This window comes from Xenorhabdus sp. KJ12.1 (genome assembly GCF_963876495.1).
Lineage (GTDB): Bacteria > Pseudomonadota > Gammaproteobacteria > Enterobacterales > Enterobacteriaceae > Xenorhabdus > Xenorhabdus stockiae.
The window spans coordinates 1-3,235 of record NZ_CAWNQH010000123.1; the positions used below are offsets into that span (position 1 = coordinate 1).

Consider the following 3,235-nt stretch of genomic DNA (forward strand, 5'->3'; position numbering starts at 1 on the left):
CCTACTCTCACATGGGGAGACCCCACACTACCATCGGCGCTACGGCGTTTCACTGCTGAGTTCGGCATGGGGTCAGGTGGGACCACCGCGCTATTGCCGCCAGACAAATCCTGTTTTCAATCCCGAACAAGCTGTCTGACCGTCTTCTTTCGGTCATGTTTTTTCTCTGAAACGCTGTCTTTGCTCTCAATCCCCGCAAAACACCTTCGGTGTTGTCAGGTTAAGCCGCACGGTTCATTAGTACTGGTTAGCTCAACGTCTCGCAACGCTTACACACCCAGCCTATCTACGTCCTCGTCTCGAACGTTCCTTCAGGACTCTCTAGGAGTCAGGGAAGACTCATCTCAAGGCAAGTTTCCCGCTTAGATGCTTTCAGCGGTTATCTCTTCCGCACTTAGCTACCGGGCAGTGCCATTGGCATGACAACCCGAACACCAGTGGTGCGTCCACTCCGGTCCTCTCGTACTAGGAGCAGCCCCTTTCAATCTTCCAACGCCCACGGCAGATAGGGACCGAACTGTCTCACGACGTTCTAAACCCAGCTCGCGTACCACTTTAAACGGCGAACAGCCGTACCCTTGGGACCTACTTCAGCCCCAGGATGTGATGAGCCGACATCGAGGTGCCAAACACCGCCGTCGATATGAACTCTTGGGCGGTATCAGCCTGTTATCCCCGGAGTACCTTTTATCCGTTGAGCGATGGCCCTTCCATTCAGAACCACCGGATCACTAAGACCTACTTTCGTACCTGCTCGCGCCGTCACGCTCGCAGTCAAGCTAGCTTATGCCTTTGCACTAACCTCACGATGTCCGACCGTGATTAGCTAACCTTCGTGCTCCTCCGTTACGCTTTGGGAGGAGACCGCCCCAGTCAAACTACCCACCAGACACTGTCCGCAACCCGGATAACGGGCCTACGTTAGAACACCAGCCATTAAAGGGTGGTATTTCAAGGATGGCTCCATGCAGACTGGCGTCCACACTTCTTAGCCTCCCACCTATCCTACACATCAAGGACCAGTGTTCAGTGTCAAGCTATAGTAAAGGTTCACGGGGTCTTTCCGTCTTGCCGCGGGTACACTGCATCTTCACAGCGAGTTCAATTTCACTGAGTCTCGGGTGGAGACAGCCTGGCCATCATTACGCCATTCGTGCAGGTCGGAACTTACCCGACAAGGAATTTCGCTACCTTAGGACCGTTATAGTTACGGCCGCCGTTTACTGGGGCTTCGATCAAGAGCTTCTCCTTACGGATAACCCCATCAATTAACCTTCCAGCACCGGGCAGGCGTCACACCGTATACGTCCACTTTCGTGTTTGCACAGTGCTGTGTTTTTATTAAACAGTTGCAGCCAGCTGGTATCTGCGACTGGCTTCAGCTCCGGGAGCAAGTCCCTTCACCTAACGCCAGCGTGCCTTCTCCCGAAGTTACGGCACCATTTTGCCTAGTTCCTTCACCCGAGTTCTCTCAAGCGCCTGAGTATTCTCTACCTGACCACCTGTGTCGGTTTGGGGTACGATTCAATGTTACCTGGAGCTTAGAGGCTTTTCCTGGAAGCCGGGCATCTGTCACTTCAGCACCGTAGTGCCTCGTCATCACGCCTCAGTGTTATACAGCGGTCCGGATTTACCAAGACTGCCCACCTACACGCTTAAACCGGGACGACCGTCGCCCGGATGACATAGCCTTCTCCGTCCCCCCTTCGCAGTAACACCAAGTACAGGAATATTAACCTGTTTCCCATCGACTACGCTTTTCAGCCTCGCCTTAGGGGTCGACTCACCCTGCCCCGATTAACGTTGGACAGGAACCCTTGGTCTTCCGGCGTGCGGGTTTTTCACCCGCATTATCGTTACTTATGTCAGCATTCGCACTTCTGATACCTCCAGCAGCCCTCACAGGCCACCTTCAACGGCTTACAGAACGCTCCCCTACCCAACAACACTTACGTGTCGCTGCCGCAGCTTCGGTGCATGGTTTAGCCCCGTTACATCTTCCGCGCAGGCCGACTCGACCAGTGAGCTATTACGCTTTCTTTAAATGATGGCTGCTTCTAAGCCAACATCCTGGCTGTCTGAGCCTTCCCACTTCGTTTCCCACTTAACCATGACTTGGGGACCTTAGCTGGCGGTCTGGGTTGTTTCCCTCTTCACGACGGACGTTAGCACCCGCCGTGTGTCTCCCGTGATAACATTCTTCGGTATTCGCAGTTTGCATCGGGTTGGTAAGTCGGGATGACCCCCTAGCCGAAACAGTGCTCTACCCCCGAAGATGAATTCACGAGGCGCTACCTAAATAGCTTTCGGGGAGAACCAGCTATCTCCCGGTTTGATTGGCCTTTCACCCCCAGCCACAAGTCATCCGCTAATTTTTCAACATTAGTCGGTTCGGTCCTCCAGTTAGTGTTACCCAACCTTCAACCTGCCCATGGCTAGATCACCGGGTTTCGGGTCTATACCCTGCAACTTAACGCCCAGTTAAGACTCGGTTTCCCTGCGGCTCCCCTATACGGTTAACCTTGCTACAGAATATAAGTCGCTGACCCATTATACAAAAGGTACGCAGTCACACCCCAAAGGGTGCTCCCACTGCTTGTACGTACACGGTTTCAGGTTCTCTTTCACTCCCCTCGCCGGGGTTCTTTTCGCCTTTCCCTCACGGTACTGGTTCACTATCGGTCAGTCAGGAGTATTTAGCCTTGGAGGATGGTCCCCCCATATTCAGACAGGATACCACGTGTCCCGCCCTACTCATCGAACTCCCACTGCCAGCGTTTTCAGATACGGGGCTATCACCCTTTACTGCCGGCCTTTCCAGACCGTTCTCCTGACGCTGACACTGATGTTAGTTCTGGGCTCCTCCCCGTTCGCTCGCCGCTACTGGGGGAATCTCGGTTGATTTCTTTTCCTCGGGGTACTGAGATGTTTCAGTTCCCCCGGTTCGCCTCCTGACCCTATGAATTCAGGTCAGGATAGTGCAACGGATTGCACTGGGTTTCCCCATTCGGGTATCGCCGGGTCTTGCGGGTCATATCCCCTTCCCGGCGCTTATCGCAGATTAGCACGCCCTTCATCGCCTCTGACTGCCTAGGCATCCACCGTGTACGCTTAGTCGCTTAACCTCACAACCCGAAGGTGTCTTCGGATGCGAGTTTTTGAGAGACTCATCAGTCACTGTTACACAGTGCTGATTGTTTCAAATTTTCAGCTTGTTCCAGATTGTTAAAGAGCA

At 53.6% G+C, this 3,235-nt stretch carries 2 rRNA genes; both read right to left on the minus strand.

What is annotated here, in order from left to right:
- A 5S ribosomal RNA gene (rrf, locus tag AACS92_RS19875) occupies positions 1 to 104 on the minus strand; the annotation flags it as partial.
- Between the two features lie 112 nt (positions 105 to 216).
- A 23S ribosomal RNA gene (locus AACS92_RS19880) occupies positions 217 to 3,125 on the minus strand.
- Positions 3,126 to 3,235: the final 110 nt, after the last annotated feature.